Consider the following 19,887-nt stretch of genomic DNA (forward strand, 5'->3'; position numbering starts at 1 on the left):
TCAAACACACACATTTTTTTCAATAAAAATGCGCCTTTAATAAATTTAAAACTATTTTATTATATAATTCTCTTTTACATAGTTGCTAAATTACTATATTTATGCAAAATTTATATATATGGAACTTTTAACGTGTCCGAAATGCCAAAGCAACCACATTATAAAAAGTGGTATAGTCAACAGTAAACAAAGGTATTTATGTAAAAAATGCAATTATTTTTTTACTGTAAATAAAATAGGCAAAAAGATCGATGATTACTATGTAACCAAAGCATTACAGCTCTATCTCGAAGGCTTGAGTTTCCGTGAAATCGAGCGAATTATTGGGGTTTCCCACGTCACGGTAAGCAACTGGGTAAAGACCTTCAACATAAAAAAACCCTCTCACGCCAACTACCACCCTACTTATAAGATTTTTAGCCACTTAGAGCTGATAGAATATCTAAAAAATAAACAATTACTTTCCGGTGCAGGTATGATAATAACGGAACTTGGAGATAAGTTTATGCTTATAAAATGGGAAAGATTCAAAGATTAACTATATACCTTTACACATAAATATATCTAAATTTTTTTTCAGAATAAAATAATAGAATTTGGCACTTTATTAACCAACCATTTAACAACCAAAATTTTATTTATGAAAAAAATATTTTTTATAGCGGCAGTACTCTTATTGTCCCTAAAAGGTTTTTCACAAGGCTCAGTTGATTACGGCAGCGGAATGAAATTCAATTTGAACGAAGATGGTTCAAAATACATGCGATTTATTGCATGGAACCAAATATGGTTTCGTTCTAGCCAAATGAACCCCGGAACAATGATTGGAAATGAAGCGGCAACAACCGGAACCGACATTGGAAACAGACGTTTGCGTTTTCTTGCCTACTCTCAATTATCTAAAAGATACATGATTGTAACGCACTTTGGAATCAATAATCAAACCTTTACTAATGGTGGTGCAGCGGGAACTTCAGGAACTGGAGGATACGGTGCCGGAAAAAAACCAGGCATATTTTTTCACGATGCTTGGAATGAATACGCATTAGTTTTGCCTGAAAAAGACAAAAAATTTAGTTTAACTATAGGTGGAGGATTGCATTATTACATGGGATTATCCAGAGCAACAATGGCATCAACATTGAATTTCCTGACCATAGATGCGCCTATCTTCAACTGGCCATTAATTGAAAATTCAGATCAGTTTGCCAGACAAATGGGTTTATTCGCCAAAGGTAAATATGGCAAATTAGAATACCGTTTGAGCTACAACAAACCTTACGCGACAAACCTAGTTCCTACGAATGTAACTTCAGCGGATAATGCCGTAGCCGTTGACAACAGCGGAAACACAAAATGGTCTAAAGCTGGTTATTTCGAATATCAATTTTTAGATCAAGAAGCTAATTTACTGCCTTATAAAGTAGGCAGTTATTTAGGAACTAAAAAAGTATTCAATATTGGTGCTGGTTTTTACACTGCTCCAGATGCTACCCGAACTTCTGTTAATAGCACTATTAGCAAACACAATATCAATCTTTTTGCAGCAGATGTTTTTCTTGACTTGCCTGTTGGAAAAAAAGAAAACAAAATGGCTGTAACCGGATACAGTGTTTTTTATGATTATGATTTTGGACCTAACTATTTACGCAATGTAGGAATCATGAATATTGGTTCCGTTGATCCTAACTTTACAGGAAACAGAGCATTATCCGGACCTGGAAATGCACAAGCTACTATTGGATCTGGAAATATCTGGTACACACAAGCCGGAATTTTATTACCAAGCAAAGTAGACAAACCTAAAGTTCGTGTACAACCTTTTGGAGCATTTACGTATAAAAGCTTTGACGCTTTAGATAAATCCAGTACTCAATTTGATCTGGGAACCAACTTTTTCTTGGATGGTCAACACGCTAAAATCACTGCACAATATTCAACAAGACCTATTTACACGACTCCATCGAATATCTCAGGATCAAAAGGAGAATTCGTAGTACAACTTCAAATCTATCTATAAACAAATTTAAAAATATAATTTATGAGTACTAAATCAACAAAAGGAATTTGGAAAGTCATTTCCGCATCCTCAATGGGTACAATGATCGAATGGTATGATTTCTACATTTTTGGAAGTTTAGCCGTTGTAATTTCAACAAAATTTTTCCCTTCAGATAATCCTACAGCAGCTTTCTTGTCAACCTTGGCAACATTTGCAGCCGGATTCGTAGTGCGTCCTTTTGGAGCCCTTTTCTTTGGTAGATTAGGAGATTTGATTGGAAGAAAATACACGTTCATGGTTACGTTGTTATTAATGGGTGGAGCCACATTCTTGATTGGTTGTATCCCGAGTTATGAAACTATTGGATTCATGGCGCCTTTATTAGTGTTAATTCTTCGTTTGCTTCAAGGTCTTGCTTTGGGTGGTGAATATGGTGGAGCCGCAACCTATGTGGCTGAGCATGCTCCCGTCGGGCAAAGAGGATACTGGACTTCTTGGATTCAGACTACAGCAACTGTTGGATTATTCATCTCTTTGATGGTAATTCTTGCTACAAGAAATATCTTAACACCAGAACAATTTGACGAATGGGGATGGAGAGTTCCGTTTTGGTTATCCATAGTTATGGTTGGAGTTTCGTATTTGATTCGTAAAAACATGGATGAATCACCTGTTTTCGCCAAAGCGAAAAGCGAAGGAAAAACAAGTACAAATCCATTGAAAGAAAGTTTTGGAAATCGTTACAATATGAAATTTGTATTATTGGCTTTATTTGGAGCTACAATGGGACAAGGTGTTGTTTGGTATACTGGTCAGTTTTATGCAATGAATTTCATGAAAACAGTAATGGCCATTGACTCCTCTCAAGTGGATACTTTATTAGGAGTTGCTTTAATTCTTGGAACCCCATTTTTCGTATTTTTTGGTTGGTTGAGTGATAAAGTAGGTAGGAAATACATTATGATGGGCGGAATGTTATTGGCCATTTTATTATATAGACCAATCTACAAACAAATGTACGAAACCACATCGGTGAAAAACAAAACCGAAATGGTCGAAAAAACTACGGTACTTGCTGAATTGAAAGAAAATAAAAAGCAAACCATGGATTCTATCTATACGACTAACAAAGAGTATGTGGATGGAACTACTTTTCAAGAAATAAGAACCGTACATTTAGAAAACGGAGCAGTAATAGTTGTGGATGGTAAACCAAAAGTAGACACCAAAACCACTATTAAAATTAACTCTAGTGACAATTGGGCTTTGATATTTCTAGTATTTGTACAAGTCCTATTTGTAACGATGGTTTATGGACCTATTGCAGCATTCTTGGTTGAAATGTTCCCGGTAAAAATTAGATATACATCAATGTCATTGCCATATCACGTAGGAAATGGAATTTTTGGAGGGTTACTTCCTGCTATTTCAACCTATTTTGTTACCAATTCAAAAGACTTAGGCCATCCGGAATTTTACCTGGAAGGACTTTGGTATCCAATTGTTATTGCTGCAGTCAGTTTTGTAGTTGGAATGGTTTACATTAAAAATAAAGATAAAAACGCTCACGAATAAAAACACAGCTATGAATCAGATAAAAAGAGTTTTAGGATTAGTTTGGATTGCATTAGCAGTTGCTACGGCCTATTATTGCATTGACATTTTTGGAGGCAAATTGACCTCCGGCAAACAGGAAGATTTAGTTTTCGGAATAATCATATTTTTCATACTACTACCGCTTGTAGTTTTAGGATTGGGAACCTTTGGGTATTATTCCTTAATGGGTGATTATGACGAAAAAAACGACTAATTAAATTCCACAATAGCCAGTCTCTGCATGCATTTGCAGAGATTGGCTATTTTTAAATTAAAAACCCAGATTCAAAAATAGAATCTTTAAAAGCGAAAGTAATACCGCTGAAAAGCAAACTGCATCTTCTTATGAAAAAGAGACACGAACAAAAGTTAGTTATCCTTTCAATGCTAATGCTATTAGCTTTGAACGTGCCACTCTTGCTGTTATTTGACAGTTCAAAACCAATTTTTGGATTCCCAATCATATACATCTATATCTTCTCGGCTTGGCTGTTTTCAATCGCCATATCGTACCTAATTATAAAAAGATATTATGAATAGCATTGGACTCTTATTAATATTGGTGCTTTATTTGTCGATTCTTTTTTACATTGCCTATTGGTCCGAAAAAAGAAGCCATTCTAAATGGACAAATAATCCTTATATCTATTCCTTTTCATTAGCCGTATATTGTACAGCCTGGACCTATTACGGAAGTATTGGTGTTGCTGCAGAATCTGGTTTGAATTATTTACCCATTTATTTAGGCCCCATATTAATTATCCCAACGTGGATGATTATTCTCAAGAAAATTATCCGAATTTCGAGAGTGAATAAAATTTCCAGCATTGCAGATTTTATTTCTTTACGATACGGAAACAGCAGATTTCTGGGAGCATTGGTTACCATAGTTTGTATTTCTGGAATTTTACCCTACATTTCCTTACAACTTAAATCGATATCAGATACCTTTCATATTGTTACAAAAACACAAGCAAGTTCAAATATTTTTACTGATACTACAACCTACGTATGTCTTGCTCTAGCCCTTTTTGCCTCTTACTATGGAACTAAATATGTTGATGCATCTGAGAAAAGAAGAGGCATTGTTACTGCCGTGGCCATGGAATCTATTCTCAAGTTAGTTTTCTTTTTGATCGTGGGGATTTATGTTACCTATTTTGTTTTTGACGGTTTTGATGATATTTATCAAAAAGCGGCTGTCCTCAAGGATTTTGACAAAAAAAATACGATTGGTGGCATTACAAACGGAATCAACTGGTTCTTCCTTTGTATTCTATCCATGTTTGCTATTTTCCTTTTGCCAAGACAATTCCATACGGCGATTGTCGAGAACAATAAAGAAACCCACATTCGAACAGCCATTTGGCTATTTCCGTTGTACTTATTACTTTTCAACCTTTTTGTATTTCCTATTGCTTGGGGCGGCAATATTCTTTTTGAAGGTAAAGGCCATAACTCAGACACGTATTCCTTATTGATACCTCAGCTTTTTGATAATAACGTACTGACTGTTTTAGTGTTTCTCGGTGGGTTCTCGGCAGCCATTTCCATGATTATTGTATCTTCTATCGCTCTCGCTACAATGCTAAGTAACAATTTATTGATTCCGTATGGCTTTATCGGCTCCTTAGAAAATTCGTCGCAAGAAAAAAACAGCAAACGCATCGTAAACAGTCGTAAAATCGGAATTTTTTCTCTAATTATTTTGGCCTATGCCATCTACAGATTATTTATTCTAGACTATTCACTAGTTTCAATAGGCTTAGTAGCATTTGTGGTCATTGCACAATTAGCGCCCTCCTTTTTTGGTGCTATCTTTTGGCGACGAGGCTCAAAAAATGGTGCTGTTACAGGAATCATTCTCGGATTTGCTGTTTGTTTTTATACCTTACTAATTCCATATGCAACCGGAATGACTAATTCAGTTAGTCTTTTTGTTACCGAAGGACCTTGGGGAATTTCCCTCTTAAAGCCATTTCAACTTTTTGGCTTGGATTATTTAGAGCCTATTCCGCATGCTGTTTTTTGGAGCTTATTAATTAACATCATGAGTTATGCCGCAGTATCGGTGAGTTTCAAAGGAAATTACAGAGAACGCAATTATGCCGAAATGTTTGTGGACATTGACAAATACATCACCAATCATGAAAATGCTTTTGTATGGAAAGGAACCGCTTACATATCGGATATTCAAAAAGTGTTGCAGCGATTTCTTGGCGAAGACCGAACAAAACGAGCTTTGACTATCTTCAATTTAAAATACAACATCGATAAAAACATTACGACTGCTGATGCCCGATTTATAAAATTTGCCGAAAATTTATTGACGGGACACATTGGTACGGCTTCCGCCAAAATATTAATATCAAGCGTCGTTAAGGAAGACAAAATCAGTTTGCCCGAAGTGTTGCGAATTTTGGAGGAATCCAAAGAAAACATCATCATCAACAAGAAGTTGACCGATACTTCGAATGAATTAAAAAAAATATCAGAACAATTAAAAAATGCCAATCAGGAACTGGTCAACAAAGACATTCAAAAAGATGAATTTCTAGATACGGTTACCCATGAATTGAGAACGCCAATAACAGCGATTCGTGCCGCAAGCGAGATTCTTCATGACGATGATGACATACCGGAAGAATTGAGAAAGCAGTTTTTACAAAACATCATTTCGGAGTCCGATCGTTTGAATCGTTTGATTGATAAAATTCTGGATTTAGAAAAATTTGAAACCGGAAAACAAAAGATTTATTTATCTAAAAACAACATTACAAAGACCATTAAAAATACGTTAGACTCCCTGAATCAATTAATTAAAAACAAAAATATACGTATCGAATTTGAGGATTCTAGCAAGGTAACAAGAGCTTTTTATGATGAAGAACGAATTGTTCAGGTGATTCATAATTTATTATCGAATGCCATAAAATTTTGTTCTGAAACAGATGGAAAAATAGTGCTTTCGATTCATGAAAACGAAACCAATATAGAAGTCAAAATACACAATAACGGTAAAATCATTAAAGAAGAAGATGCTGAAGCCATTTTTGATAAATTCTATCAATCGAGAAACCAGAATATTAAAAAACCAATAGGAAGCGGCTTAGGCCTAGCCATTTGCAAACAAATTATAGAACACCATAAAGGAAATATTTGGAGTGAAAATAATGTATCTGACGGAGCCACTTTCATCTTTACATTACCCAATTATAATACAACCGAAAATAGTTAAAAAATGAAAAAAATTTTAATTGTAGATGACGAGCCAAATATTGTAATGGCGCTGGAATATACTTTCAAAAAGAACAATTTTGAAGTTTTTATAGCACGTGACGGCCAAGAGGCTTTGGATATTTTAGAAGTACAACTTCCGGATGTAATTATTCTGGATGTAATGATGCCCATGGTTGACGGTTTTGCCACATTGGAACAAATAAAAAAAGACGAACGATTGCAACATTGCAAAGTTATTTTCCTTTCGGCAAAGAACAAAGAAAAAGACATTGAAAAAGGACTTTCATTAGGTGCAAATTTATATGTTGTTAAACCTTTTTCAATCAAAAAATTAATTGAACAAGTACAGGATTTAATTCAATAAGAAACAAATTCAACACCATGAAATACGAAGAAATTTATACCAGAAGCATAAAGCAACCAGAAGCATTTTGGGCAGCTCAAGCTGATGAAATTGAGTGGTACCGGAAACCGGAAACGATTTTATCGAAAGACGAGAACGGCTATCCGGTTTGGTACAAAGATGGCGAATTAAATATTTGTTATCTCGCATTAGACAAACATGTTCAAGATGGTTATGGCGATCAAACCGCATTTATTTATGATTCTCCGGTAACACAAACTATAAAAAAATACACCTATTCAGAAGTAAAAACCGAAGTGGCAAAACTCGCAGGAGGCATGCAATCACTCGGGTTAAAAAAAGGAGATACTGCCATAATTTACATGCCAATGATTCCTCAAACTGCATTTGCTATGTTGGCTTGTGCGAGAATTGGGGTGATTCATTCGGTTGTTTTTGGAGGTTTTGCACCGCATGAATTGGCGATTAGAATCGATGATTGCAAACCCAGAGCTATCATAACGGCATCATCCGGAATAGAGATTGACCGATTAATTGCGTACAAACCTTTAGTAGATGAAGCTATTGAACTTGCTTCTCACCGACCAAAAAAAGTGATTGTTTTCAACAGGAAATTAGGCGCCAGAATTCCGTTTAAGAAGTACGATGTGGATTACGACGCCTTGGTTTACGGCTCCGAAGAAACGCCTTGTATTCCTTTACATTCCAATCATCCGCTGTATATTTTATACACTTCCGGCACTACAGGAAAACCCAAAGGAATCGTAAGAGATACTGGTGGTTATGCCGTGGCATTGAAATTTTCCATGAAATACATCTATAATGTAAACCAAGACGAAACTTTTTGGGCGGCTTCAGATATGGGTTGGGCAGTTGGTCACAGCTACATTCTTTACGGACCGTTATTGAATCGGAACACCACCATAATTTTTGAAGGAAAACCTATCAAAACTCCAGATGCGAGTACGTTTTGGAGAATAATTTCAGAGCATAAAGTGGGCACCATGTTTACGGCTCCAACTGCCATCAGAGCCATCAAGAAAGAAGATCCTGATGGAGAATTCATCAAACAATATGATTTAAGCCATCTTAAAAATCAATTTCTTGCGGGAGAACGTTGTGATAACGCCACATTAGAATGGTACCAACAGCACATTCCAATCCCGGTAATTGACCATTGGTGGCAAACAGAATCAGGCTGGCCAATGATTGCTAATTCTCTTGGAATTGAAAAAATGCCTGTGAAATCGGGTTCCGCAACAAAAGCAGTTTGTGGATATGACATTCGGATTTTTAATGAAAACGGCGAAGAATTAAAAGCGAATGAAGAAGGATTGGTCGTAGTAAAACTACCTTTACCTCCAGGAAATATGTTGGGAATTTGGGAGAACGAAGCCCGTTTTAAAGCCAGTTATTTCAGTAAATTTGACGGATATTATCTATCTGGCGACGGTGGTTACAAAGATGAAGACGGTTATATTTTCATCACCGGAAGAACGGATGATGTTATTAATGTAGCTGGACATCGTTTATCGACAGCGGAAATGGAAGAAGTTGTTGCTTCCCATCAATCCGTTGCTGAATGCGCTGTTATTGGAATTCAGGATGAGTTAAAGGGGCAAATTCCTTTGGCTTTGGTAGTAACCAAATTAGGTACAGAGATTGAGCATTATCAATTGGAACAAGAAACCATTAAACTGGTTCGCCAGCAAATTGGAGCTGTGACTTCTTTACGAAATGTAGTTATTGTACAGCGATTACCAAAAACGCGCTCAGGGAAAATCCTCCGGAAATTAATGCGCAGCATTACAGATGGCGATGAATTCCAGATTCCGTCAACTATTGATGACGAATCGATTGTGGAAGAAATCATTGCAACATTAAAAAAATATAAAATAGGGGTTTATAATTTATAAAATTTATCAATAATCATGAGTTACTATAAAATTAACAATTTAGAAGAATACTTCAAACATTACAAAAAATCAGTTCGTGAACCCAAAAAATTCTGGGACAAAGTGGCATCTGAAAATTTTACTTGGTACCAAGAATGGGATAAAGTTGTAGACTTTAATATGGCTGAAGCCGATATAAAATGGTTTACCAATGCGAAAGTAAACATTGTAAAAAACTGTATCGACAGGCATCTTGCTAAAAAAGGAGACAAAACAGCTATCATTTTTGAACCAAATGATCCAAACGAAGAAGCTTTGCATATTTCGTATAATGAATTGTACGAACGTGTTTGCAAAATGGCAAATGTCTTAAAAGAACAAGGCATACAAAAAGGAGATCGTGTTTGTATTTACTTACCCATGATTCCTGAATTAGCGATTACCACTTTGGCCTGTGCCAGAATTGGAGCTATTCACTCAGTAGTTTTTGCAGGATTTTCTGCTTCGGCAGTAGCTGCAAGAATAAATGACAGCGAATGTAAAATGGTAATCACTTCAGATGGTGGCTATCGCGGAAACAAAACCATCGATTTAAAAAGTATCGTTGATGAAGCTTTATTGAATTGTCCTTGTGTGGAGAACGTTTTAGTTGCTAAAAGAATCAACTCAACTATCAATATGAAAGAAGGTCGTGATCAATGGTTACAACCACTTTTAGACAAAGCTTCCGATAATAATGTAGCCGAAATCATGGATGCTGAAGATCCTTTATTCATCCTTTATACTTCCGGTTCTACCGGAAAACCAAAAGGAATGGTACACACTACGGCGGGTTATATGGTGTATTCCGCCTATACGTTTAAGAATGTTTTTAATTATGAAGACAATGATATTTTTTGGTGTACTGCTGATATTGGTTGGATTACAGGACATTCTTATATTCTTTACGGACCGTTATTGAATGGAGCCACAACTGTAATTTTCGAAGGCGTTCCGTCCTATCCTGATTTCAGTCGTTTTTGGCAAACCATCGAAAAGCATAAAGTTACTCAGTTTTACACGGCACCAACAGCCATTAGAGCTTTGGCAAAAGAAAGCATCGAATACGTGCAACGCTACCAATTAACTTCTTTGAAAGTAATTGGATCTGTAGGAGAACCTATCAACGAGGAAGCTTGGCACTGGTACAACAACCACGTAGGAGATAAAAAATGCCCTGTGGTAGATACATGGTGGCAAACAGAAACCGGAGGAATTATGATTTCGCCAATAGCGTTTGTAACCCCAACAAAACCTACGTATGCTTCGTTACCATTACCAGGAATTCAACCTGTTTTGATGGACGAAAAGCGCAACGAAATTGAAGGCAATCAAGTAACCGGAAGTTTGTGCATTAAATTTCCTTGGCCAGGAATTGCCAGAACCATTTGGGGCGATCACCAGCGTTATAAAGACACCTATTTTTCTACCTTTCCAGGCAAATATTTCACTGGAGACGGTGCATTGCGTGATGAAGTGGGATATTACAGAATTACGGGTCGCGTAGATGATGTTGTTATTGTTTCTGGGCACAATCTGGGCACTGCACCTATTGAAGATGCTATCAATGAGCATCCAGCAGTTGCGGAATCAGCCATTGTAGGTTTCCCTCATGACATCAAAGGGAATGCTTTGTATGGTTTTGTAATTCTAAAAGAAACGGGAGAATATCGCGACAGAGAAAATCTTAGTAAAGAGATTAACCAACACATATCAGACCATATTGGACCGATTGCAAAACTGGATAAAATTCAGTTTGTTTCCGGTTTACCAAAAACACGTTCCGGAAAAATCATGCGCAGAATTTTGCGTAAGATTGCCGAAGGAGACTACTCTAATTTTGGAGATATTTCAACGTTATTGAATCCTGAAATTGTGGAAGAAATCAAAGACGGAAAAATTTAGATTTTAGTTTTAATTGTTGTTAAAAACTGCTTCCTAAACGAAGCAGTTTTTTTATATAAAAAAGACTGTCTTTACAAAGACAGCCTTTCAAACATTTAAAACAAACAAATCGTACTATTCCTTAATGAACTTCAATACCTGAACTCCATTATTCTCATCATACGCTTTTACTATATAAAAACCTTGATTCAAATCACTAATAATATATTGATGTCCTTCGGCTTGATTTGCATCAAACGATTTTACCAATTGTCCCGTTATAGAAAAAATTTGAACTTTGGAAGTTGCAGCATTTAAAGTAAAATAACTCGAAGCCGGATTTGGATACAACAAAACAGTTGGTGTTTTTTCATAATCAACTATTGCCAAAGAGGCCGTTTTGTTTCCATAGATTCGGTATTCACCAGCTGGAATTGTTACTGGGTCATTTACATTAGTGACCGTGATTGTTGTATTGTCCATCAAATTGTACCACTGTCCTGTGTAAGGAAATCCAGTTGCTACATTTTGTGTGGTTACATTAAAATTAGCCAAGATCAAAACATCTTTAAGTTGGCTTGACGCCAAAGTACTATTGGTAATTTTGATATTTGGATACAATGAACTGGTATTCGATATGGTTGCAGTTCCTGAAAAAACAGGCTCTACAGTTTTCATCGTAATCATTTTGGACCAATCGTTATAAATTTTACTTCTATTGGTATCTCCAAGCCAATTATTAACCCATTGTGGCTGTTGTTTGGTATCTAATTTACAATCCCCAGAAGTAGCATCGGACGAAGTATTTACCGTTCCATTATTACAAGCAAAAATAGAATTTTCCCAACCTAGCTCACCAAAATGCCAAATCATCTTTGGTCCAGGAACCAATAAAGAAACGGCTCCAATTGCTGACATTCTAGACAAAGCTACATTTAGTGTTTTTACATTATGGGCAGCATTGGTACTATTCCCGAATTGTAAATTTTTATACATTAATCGTTCTTCATCATGACTTTCGGCATAACCCATCAATCTATTTGTGGTAAAACCTCTGCTCGTACTGTTCATACGAGAAATATTTCCGGCAAACCCCATAGACAATTCATTATATTGACCGGTCATTATTCCCCACATCATAATTCCTTTACTTGGCGTTTCATTAATTCTGTAATTTGCCCAAAGTTGCTCTTCATCATCATTACCCAAGTGCTCAAAAATAGTATAATGTGTTGGGTCTAAACTCCAAGAATAATCAGCATATTTTCGCAATACATCTACTCTATCTTGTTGCTTAACTCCGGTACAAGCTTCTTGACCACCAGCAACATTAGCAGGACAATTTTGAGTAAATCCTTTGGTTAAATCCCAACGAAATCCGTCAATTTTATATTCTTCTACCCATTGTTTAATGACACGCTGTACATAGTTTTGTGTTCTGGGTTGTTGATGATTGAAATCCTCACCCACACTATAACTGTGCATTGCCGTTGTATTAAAATAAGGGTTTTCAGTTGAAGGAGAACCCCAACCATCTCCGTCAGGATCATTCATCCACATACGAAGCATTGGATTTCTTCCAAAAGCATGATTCAATGCTACATCAAGAATTACCGCAATTCCGTTTTGATGGCATAAATCCACAAACTCTTTCAACTTATCAGAAGTTCCGTAGAATTTGTCCAAAGCCATGTGAAAAGAGGTATTATAACCCCAACTTTCATTGCCCTCAAATTCCATTACAGGCATTAACTCAATCGCATTTATTTTCAAATTTTTGAAATAATCAATCTTATTAATTAAGTCTTGATAGGTTCTGTTAGCATCAAAATCACGAACTAACAATTCATATACCACTAAATTTTCTTTAGCTGGTTTCACAAAATTTGTTGTTGCCGCACTCCAAGCATAAGGAGATTTTCCTGTTTGCAAAACAGTAACTTCTCTCTCTTGTCCTACTGGATAAGCAGGCAAATTAGGATAGCTTGCAGCCGGAATACTACCATCATCAAAAGGAGACAACACTAAAGTTGAATAAGGATCGGCTGTTTTCACTAAAGAAGGTGTACCTGCAATAGGTGTAGCATCAACTACCCAATACTGATACGTATAATTTGTTCCTGAAACTAATCCGGTTAATTCTAACCAAAACTTACCAGAAACAGGATCTTTTTTCATGGCATAAGAAGCCGTAGGCTGCCAGCTGTTGAAACTTCCTGCTACATAAACAAAATCTTTGAACGGAGCGTCTAAAACAAGAGTTGCTTTAGTGGCATCAGCAGCATTATAATTGATTCCGTCTAATAAACCTAGCGGCATTGACTCACTAACCGTACCCGGATTAACTACAACACCGAACTTTTTAGTGATAACTGTTGTTCCTTGAGTAACCTGTAGCTCGTAATTTTGGTTCCCTGTAACATTCGTATGATTATAGGAATAACTGGAAGTAGCAGCATTAGTATTTAAATTTGTACCATTTGCTTTCAATACATAACTGGCATTTCCACTAGTATTAGTAGCTGAAATAGTCAAACTCCCACCTGAAGCAATAATTGTGGAACTATTTTCAGCCGGAGCAGTTAGTGTAACTTGGTACGCACCAACTTCAACAAAATTATCTTGCGATTTTTTATCTCCCGTTCCATCCTTAGCTTTAATAAGAAAACCTATTTTTCCTATTCCGTTTCTGTTGTAAAAGGTATTTGGAGTAAAAGTTTTAGTATAGGTATTCGTAACGGAGTTGTAAGTAAATCTATTCGCTTCGTTGGATGAAGTCCATGTACCGTTAGTAGGACAATCAATACTGTTTGCATCATTGATGTCAAAAGACCAAGTCCACATGTATAATGCGTTTCCGGTAACTCCCCAAGTTGCTTCATTTACATTATTCCCATTGATGGTAATGGTAACAGATGTCGTTTCTTCAAAAGTAGCTGGGCTTATGGTATAAGCGATTGCTTGTTGCTGAGCTGTAGCAACAATTGAAAGGAAAAACAATAAAAAAAGTATAGTTTTTTTCATGGTTTATTGTTAATTAAATTAGAAAACAAAAAAAGGGCCATCCCATAGATAGCCCTTTTTTTTTATAGAAATAAATTATTCTTGATTAGGAATCATTAAATAACTACCATCTAAATCATTGAAATAGACTTTGTATTTTGATTTTGCAACTGGCAAATCACCACCGCTTGCTCCATTACTTGGAAATCCAGAAAAAGCAGTATTACCACCCCAATTTACATCCCATGCGTTATTTGCTCTGAATTTAGCTTTTCCATCATTTAATGGTAATAAATCCAATGACCAAACATGTGAGTTAAATGCTGATTGAGTTAATGCTGTTGAAGCATCCCATCCTAGTGGAGTACTATCTCCAATAATACCAACTGTAGAAAAAGTTGCAGCAGCAGATGCATCATAAGCCACTAAAGTATATTTTAATGTTTCAGTATTCATGGTGAAAGAATAATATCCATCAGTTGCAATTGTAAAAGATGCTGGATCTGGATCAGCTTCTGTTGGTCTAGCCACAATAGCATCTCCATCACCTTTACCAAACATTGGTGCCCATTGTCCAGGTGTAGAAATCAATTTAAATGCACCCGCTTTAAAGAATCCAGTGAATTTATATAAATTTGGATTTGTTCCGCTTCTGAATAATGGTTGATTTTTATTGTTATTGTTCCATCCTGAAGCAGTTGCATCACCTACAAAATACCAGTCTGTAAACCCATAAGGAATTAATCCTGTGTAAGCATTAACTAAAATAGTCAATGGAGTTTCAGACATCATTTTTTCAGCTCCTGCAAGGCTTGACATCACTTTAATATCATAAGATCCTAATTGATCTGGTGTACCACCTAATTGAATAACTGCTTGATTTAAAGTTTTTACAGTAACTTCGATTTGAGTGGCACCAGAAGTTCCTCCTAATTCAATTGCTTTTGTAAAATCGCCACCTTTAATATCTATCAAAAGTTTGTATCCTATCTCAACATCGCCGCCATAAGTTGCTTTGGTCCAAACAAAACGCTCCGCAACATCGTCAGCATTTTCTTCAAGTAATATGTATGATTTATCATTTTCAGGCGCAACTAATTCAGGAGTATCAACTCCTTGAATTACTGGTCTATCTTCTACATCTTCAACGCTACAAGACAAGGCAAGTACCGCGAATAAAGCAATTACTGATTTAGTTATATTTTTCATTTTTCTATTTATTTTAAATATTATTAATATCCAGGGTTTTGTTGTAATTTACTGTTTGATGACAATGCAGTAGCAGGAATAGGAAATAAATTTCTAAACGCTTGAGTTGGCGCTCCACCAGCTACATTTCCTTTCCAAGGCCATATATAACTACCGCCTGAAAATTTACCAAAACGAATTAAATCCGTTCTTCTGTGACCTTCCCAGTGTAGTTCTTTTGCTCTTTCGTCAAGAATTAAGTTTGCACCTGCTGCATCAGCAGTAAGAGTAGCTATCGTTGAAGCATTTGCTCTAGTTCTCAAAGCATTCACATAGCCTCTGGCTGTTCCAAGATCACCTACTTTACCAACTACCGCACATTCAGCATACATTAAATAAGCATCTGCTAAACGAAACATTGGAAAATCTGAATCAGAAAAATTACCTGCCTTATCTGAACCAGAAACACCATTAACATCTACGTTTCTAAATTTTTGAATAGCATACCCATCAGTAAATGAACTAATATCAACGATTTCTTTCGTTTGTCCATCCGTATAGAATTGCCCTCTTGTGTCAGTAGTATTACCACTAAACTTATCTACAAATGCCGATGTTGTTCTGACTCCAGCCCAACCACCATTGATTCCAAATTCAGAAGCTTTCATAGTGCCACCAACTGGTGCATGCGTCAAGAAAGTAGTTCCACCATAAGTTTGAGTTTTAAGACCATCAAAAGCAATTGTAAAAATGAATTCGTTTTGAGCTCCATTTCTATCATTGTCAGCAAAAAACAATTGGTTGTAATTAGTATGCAAAGCATAACCTGACCCTATCACTTTAGTAATTAATGGCAATGCTCCTGCGTAGTTATCACTACCAATATATACTTTCGCATTCATATACAATTTAGCTTGTAACATCCAAGCTGCTGCTTGATCTACACGATACGCTTCATTGGTTTTTGCAGCTTTCAATTCAGGTGTAATTGCTGTTAATTCCTCATCAACAAACTTGTATAACTCTGCTCTTGTAGCGTATTCAGGATAGTAAAAATTCGTTGGAGAATTTTCAGTCACCAAAGATCCGCCACCAAACATATCGATTAAGTGCCAATATGTCAATGCTCTTAAGAAACGTGCTTCTGCCCTGTACGTTTTAATTTCTGCTATTAAAGCAGCATCAAGACCTCTAGACGCTAATTTCTCATCTGTAGTTTGTCTTAAAAACTCATTACAGTTTACAATTTGAAAAGAGAAACGAGCAAATGTAGCCGTGATAAAACGGTCTAAAGAAGTCCATGTCTGATTATGAAGATCCTTTATTGTTCCGTCATTCCAACCAATAACAGCCTCGTCTGTAGTTAATTCCTGCATTAACCAATACCCTCTGATATATTGACTTTCTCCTTCATCAATTCCAGAGATATCAGGAGAACCAGCTGCAGTTTGACCTGAAGTAGCAAATCCTGCGTATAACTTAGCCAGATATTGTTTGTACGACTCTGGCGTGCTAAAAAATTCTTCACCTGGAATTGCATTTGCGCTATCCGGGACTTGGTTCAAATCATCTGTACACGATGGGAATAACATCACCAACAGTAACAAAGAAATACCCAATAATTTTATTTGTGTCTTTTTCATTTTTCTTGTTATTTGTATTAGAAATTAACGTTTAAACCTAACGTGAAAGTAATTGGTCGTGGGTATAAATTCCCATCAATACCTCCAGAAATTTCTGGATCTAATCCTTCATATTTAGTAATTACCAAAACATTTTGAGCTGATAATGTCAATTTAACTAATGAAGTTGAATTCTCTTTTTGATTGAAAGTATATCCAACACTTACGTTGTCCAACCTAATAAAAGAAGCATCTTGAATGTAGTAATCAGATTCGAAACGTTTTGTGTCATTTGATCTAAATCCTGTTTCCAAAAGGTTTTCAACACCGTTTGATAAATCTGTATTTCTGATCAAAATGTTATTGAAAGAACCTTTGCTTGAATCTACGTTGTTGTAATTATAGTTACCCCAAGATCCTCTCCAGTTCATTCCCATATCAAAGTTTTTGTAGGTTACACTTGTATTGAAACCGTAAAAAACATCAGCTGCAGGTTTGTGAAAACGGTATTTATCTTGTTGTGTAATCAATCCGTCTTTATTTCTGTCGATATACACACCGTCTAAAGGTTTTCCATCTACACCATACGCTTGCTCATATACATAAAATGAACTTGGCGCATATCCTACTTGGTGATTTTGAATCGTGTTTCCTGTAGCACCTTCATACCCTCCAATATTAATACCCGGAGTATTAGGCTGTGTAGTCGTCAACTTAGTGATTTTAGAATCTTGGAATGTTATATTTCCACCAATTCTCCATTCAAAATCGTCATTACGAACAGGAATAACTTCTGCAGCAATTTCAATTCCCTTATTTTCGATTGTACCTACGTTGTAATTATCATAATTAGAGAATCCAAAGAATGATGGGTTTTGAGTGTACAATAATAAATCTTCAGTAGTTCTTTCGTATAAATCAACACTACCTGTAATTCTATTGTTCACAAATCCAAAATCTAAACCTGCATTTACAGTAGTAGTTTGTTCCCATTTCAAGTTACTGTTATACGGTTGTGGTCTGTATGTAGTATAAAAATCACTTCCAAACTGGTATTGAGCAGCTGTATTAGATGCTAAATACAATGGAATAGATGGGTAACTAAATCCAATATCCTGTTGTCCGGTAATACCCCAACCTCCACGGATTTTTAATGTAGATATAGCAGACACATCTTTCAAAAAGTTTTCTTCATTCAATTTCCAAGCTAAAGCAACAGCAGGGAAATTTGCCCAACGATTAGTTTCTGTAAATCTTGAAGTTCCATCACGTCTGTAAGACAATGTCAATAAATACTTGTCAGCGATAGTAATATTTGTTCTTGCAAAGAAAGATTGCAAGTTAATACGTGATGGAAAAGATGGTGGTGAAGTTGTGTTTTTAGTCTGAAATTCAAAATTTGAAGAATTATAAAACTCTCTAAAATCTTGATACGAATATCCTCCAGTCACATCAAAAACAGTATTAATAGCTTCTACTTTTTTATTGTAATTTAAAAATAAATCCATCAACTTATTCGAACGAGATTGTGTTCTTTCATAGCTATTGTTATATCCAGAACCTGACAAACCATTTAGGTAATTAGCGTCGGTATTACCGAAAGATCTACCACTTAATTCATCATAACCAAAGTTAGCAACCGCTTTCAACTCTGGTAAAAAATGCATTTTATATTCCGTTTGGATGTTTCCAATACTTCTGTATGAAGTACCATAATTGTTTTGTTGTTCAATCAAAGACAATGGATTTCTTCCAGCCAATTGATTGATTTCAGTAGCAGAAGTATACCATTGAAAAAAGGTACCATCAGGATTTCTTACAACCTGAGTTGGGTCAAAACGAATAGCGGATCCAATAGCACCACGATCACTATAATTACTGTTTATAATAGAAGTGTTATTGTTCAATTCGATTTTTAGATGATTGTCCAAGAAATTACCTGTTACACCAACACCTAATGTTGTTCTCTCCATGTTATCTCTTTTCAGGATACCATTTAAATTAGCATAACCTACAGACGCTCTGTATACTATATTATCAGAACCACCACTTAAGGAAATATTATGATCTGTACCGATAGCCGTTCTGTAAATCTCATCTTGCCAATCTGTATCAGCAGCACCCATCAAAGCTATTTGTGCAGCATTACCATTAGCCGTTACGAAATCTCTAAATTGAGTACTTGACAAAGCATCCACTTTATTTGTGATTTCAGATACTTGAAAATTTCCGTTATAATTTACTTGTAAATCCCCTGCCTTTCCTTTTTTGGTAGTAATGATAATTACCCCATTAGAAGCACGAGAACCATAAATTGCAGTCGCCGAAGCATCTTTCAAAACCGAAATAGATTCGATGTTGTTTTGGTTGATTGTAGACAATGGATTTCTACTTCCCTCTACTCCACCAGCAGCAACTGGCACACCGTCAATTACATATAAAGGATCGTTATTTGCAGATAAAGAAGACCCACTTCTAATTCTAATTGTAGCACCTTCACCTGGAGAACCTCCTCCATTGATAATTTGCAAACCAGCAACTTTACCTTGAATCATTTGATCCGCAGAAGTTACAGGTCCTTTATTAAAATCTTTAGTTGTCAATACCGTTACAGCTCCTGTAGCATCTTTCTTCTTAACTGTTCCGTATCCTACTTGGATCACAACTTCTTTTAATTGATTCGCATCTTCTTCTAAAGAAACGTTTAATGATTTTTGGGCAACATAATCCACTACAGTATTTTTATATCCGATATAAGAAAATACTACTTTATCACCTTTCTTAACATTAGATAACAGATATTTACCATCAAAATCAGTAGAAACACCATTAGCGGCACCTTGTACATTTACATTTACCCCCGGAATTGGCTGCCCTGACACTTTATCAAGAACAGTTCCGCCAACAGTATTCTGAGCCAGAATACTAAAAGGGAGTAGCAGTAATAAAATTAACAACTTTTTATAAATTGTTTTCATACTTTTTGTTTAAATTAATTTAATTTTTTGTTGAGTTTTCAACCTTAACTATTACTTCGAATGTTAAATTTATGTA

12 protein-coding genes are annotated in these 19,887 nt (G+C 35.9%); 8 read left to right on the forward strand and 4 right to left on the reverse strand.

Annotated elements, in window-relative coordinates:
- The first annotated feature begins 118 nt into the window (after window positions 1-118).
- From QLS65_RS10435 to acs, 8 genes are all read left to right on the forward strand, one after another.
- Window positions 119-538, forward strand: coding sequence for an IS1/IS1595 family N-terminal zinc-binding domain-containing protein (locus tag QLS65_RS10435; protein ID WP_282713175.1), 420 nt, complete (start codon window positions 119-121; stop codon window positions 536-538).
- Between the two features lie 102 nt (window positions 539-640).
- Window positions 641-2,020 (forward strand): porin, encoded by a 1,380-nt coding sequence (locus QLS65_RS10440; protein WP_282717427.1) that lies wholly within the window; start codon window positions 641-643, stop codon window positions 2,018-2,020.
- Window positions 2,021-2,041: 21 nt separating this feature from the next.
- Window positions 2,042-3,577 carry an MFS transporter gene (locus tag QLS65_RS10445; RefSeq protein WP_282717440.1) on the forward strand — a complete coding sequence of 512 codons (1,536 nt, stop codon included), beginning with the start codon at window positions 2,042-2,044 and terminating at the stop codon, window positions 3,575-3,577.
- Between the two features lie 10 nt (window positions 3,578-3,587).
- Complete coding sequence (locus tag QLS65_RS10450; RefSeq protein WP_282713178.1) at window positions 3,588-3,812, forward strand: DUF6814 family protein; 225 nt, start codon at window positions 3,588-3,590, stop codon at window positions 3,810-3,812.
- A 318-nt stretch (window positions 3,813-4,130) separates the two neighbouring features.
- Window positions 4,131-6,836 carry a sensor histidine kinase gene (locus QLS65_RS10460; RefSeq protein ID WP_282717443.1) on the forward strand — a complete coding sequence of 902 codons (2,706 nt, stop codon included), beginning with the start codon at window positions 4,131-4,133 and terminating at the stop codon, window positions 6,834-6,836.
- Between the two features lie 3 nt (window positions 6,837-6,839).
- Window positions 6,840-7,202 carry a response regulator transcription factor gene (locus QLS65_RS10465; protein WP_282713181.1) on the forward strand — a complete coding sequence of 121 codons (363 nt, stop codon included), beginning with the start codon at window positions 6,840-6,842 and terminating at the stop codon, window positions 7,200-7,202.
- Between the two features lie 17 nt (window positions 7,203-7,219).
- Window positions 7,220-9,118, forward strand: a complete 1,899-nt coding sequence (locus tag QLS65_RS10470; RefSeq protein WP_282717445.1) for an acetate--CoA ligase — start codon at window positions 7,220-7,222, stop codon at window positions 9,116-9,118.
- Between the two features lie 15 nt (window positions 9,119-9,133).
- Complete coding sequence (gene acs, locus QLS65_RS10475) at window positions 9,134-11,041, forward strand: acetate--CoA ligase (protein WP_282713183.1); 1,908 nt, start codon at window positions 9,134-9,136, stop codon at window positions 11,039-11,041.
- Window positions 11,042-11,155: 114 nt separating this feature from the next.
- Here acs and QLS65_RS10480 read toward each other — a convergent pair whose 3' ends face one another.
- The 4 genes from QLS65_RS10480 to QLS65_RS10495 form a co-directional block, all read right to left on the reverse strand.
- Window positions 11,156-14,044: an alpha-amylase family glycosyl hydrolase gene (locus tag QLS65_RS10480; protein ID WP_282717447.1), complete on the reverse strand. Its 2,889-nt coding sequence runs from the start codon at window positions 14,042-14,044 to the stop codon at window positions 11,156-11,158.
- Between the two features lie 75 nt (window positions 14,045-14,119).
- A complete protein-coding gene (locus QLS65_RS10485; RefSeq protein WP_282717449.1) occupies window positions 14,120-15,232 on the reverse strand; it encodes a SusE domain-containing protein in 1,113 nt (370 codons plus the stop codon).
- A gap of 23 nt (window positions 15,233-15,255) precedes the next feature.
- On the reverse strand, window positions 15,256-16,854 hold the full coding sequence (locus QLS65_RS10490; RefSeq protein ID WP_282717455.1) for a RagB/SusD family nutrient uptake outer membrane protein: 1,599 nt from the start codon (window positions 16,852-16,854) through the stop codon (window positions 15,256-15,258).
- A gap of 17 nt (window positions 16,855-16,871) precedes the next feature.
- On the reverse strand, window positions 16,872-19,811 hold the full coding sequence (locus tag QLS65_RS10495) for a SusC/RagA family TonB-linked outer membrane protein (protein ID WP_282717461.1): 2,940 nt from the start codon (window positions 19,809-19,811) through the stop codon (window positions 16,872-16,874).
- Between the last annotated feature and the right edge of the window lie 76 nt (window positions 19,812-19,887).

Origin of the sequence: Flavobacterium algoritolerans (assembly GCF_030010385.1) — a bacterium.
GTDB lineage: Bacteria > Bacteroidota > Bacteroidia > Flavobacteriales > Flavobacteriaceae > Flavobacterium > Flavobacterium algoritolerans.

Bases quoted from the DNA above. Each gene is read 5' to 3' on its own strand.
- QLS65_RS10440 (WP_282717427.1), top strand. From the start codon at position 641: ATGAAAAAAATATTTTTTATAGCGGCAGTACTCTTATTGTCCCTAAAA.
- QLS65_RS10490 (WP_282717455.1), bottom strand. From the start codon at position 16,854: ATGAAAAAGACACAAATAAAATTATTGGGTATTTCTTTGTTACTGTTG.
- QLS65_RS10480 (WP_282717447.1), bottom strand. From the start codon at position 14,044: ATGAAAAAAACTATACTTTTTTTATTGTTTTTCCTTTCAATTGTTGCT.
- QLS65_RS10445 (WP_282717440.1), top strand. From the start codon at position 2,042: ATGAGTACTAAATCAACAAAAGGAATTTGGAAAGTCATTTCCGCATCC.
- QLS65_RS10470 (WP_282717445.1), top strand. From the start codon at position 7,220: ATGAAATACGAAGAAATTTATACCAGAAGCATAAAGCAACCAGAAGCA.
- QLS65_RS10450 (WP_282713178.1), top strand. From the start codon at position 3,588: ATGAATCAGATAAAAAGAGTTTTAGGATTAGTTTGGATTGCATTAGCA.
- QLS65_RS10495 (WP_282717461.1), bottom strand. From the start codon at position 19,811: ATGAAAACAATTTATAAAAAGTTGTTAATTTTATTACTGCTACTCCCT.
- QLS65_RS10465 (WP_282713181.1), top strand. From the start codon at position 6,840: ATGAAAAAAATTTTAATTGTAGATGACGAGCCAAATATTGTAATGGCG.
- QLS65_RS10485 (WP_282717449.1), bottom strand. From the start codon at position 15,232: ATGAAAAATATAACTAAATCAGTAATTGCTTTATTCGCGGTACTTGCC.
- QLS65_RS10435 (WP_282713175.1), top strand. From the start codon at position 119: ATGGAACTTTTAACGTGTCCGAAATGCCAAAGCAACCACATTATAAAA.
- acs (WP_282713183.1), top strand. From the start codon at position 9,134: ATGAGTTACTATAAAATTAACAATTTAGAAGAATACTTCAAACATTAC.
- QLS65_RS10460 (WP_282717443.1), top strand. From the start codon at position 4,131: ATGAATAGCATTGGACTCTTATTAATATTGGTGCTTTATTTGTCGATT.